The following is a 514-nucleotide window of genomic DNA, read 5'->3' as shown; positions in this document are numbered from 1 at the left end:
GCTGCGCACCAGGGCCCTCCAGTCACCTCCACTCGGCCTCCTGAAGTCGCAATTTGTGTTGCCTGGACTATCGCGCGCTTAGAAGCAAAAGCAAAAACAGATCAAGAGCAGATCAAGAGCAGATCAAGAGCAGATCAAGAGCAGATCAAGAGCAGATCAAGAGCAGATCAAGAGCAGTGATACGGCTATCTAGGTTTGGCTGTTGTTTATGTGTTGTTTATTCGGGCCCTATCGCCGGCAAGCCGGCTCCCACAGGTACAGCGCAAGGCTGAAAGTTCGCACTAACCTGTGGGAGCTGGCTTGCCAGCGATTGCAATCCTGAGTTCCCAACCCATCCAACTAGCGACAGCTAAAGCCAGCCCAGGCGCCGCCCCTAACTTCGCGACTTCAGGAGGCTGAGCGTAGGCGTCTGGAGGGCCCTGGTGCGCAGCACCCTTCGGCGTTAGCCGAAGGCGCGAGATGTAGACTTGCGCAGCAAGTCGGAGGCCGCGCGGGCCCGGAGGACGCCGGAGCG

1 protein-coding gene is annotated in these 514 nt (G+C 58.4%); it reads left to right on the top strand.

The genetic code is table 11. The features are described from left to right. On the top strand, window positions 1-180 hold a 180-nt coding region (locus ABE459_RS26040), incomplete at its 5' end, for a hypothetical protein (protein WP_346648180.1). Window positions 181-514 lie beyond the last annotated feature (334 nt).

The sequence above is a fragment of the Pseudomonas sp. TWI923 genome (genome assembly GCF_039673365.1).
In the GTDB taxonomy this organism is placed as follows: Bacteria; Pseudomonadota; Gammaproteobacteria; order Pseudomonadales; family Pseudomonadaceae; genus Aquipseudomonas; species Aquipseudomonas sichuanensis.
This window is presented reverse-complemented; position numbering and strand designations above follow the sequence as displayed.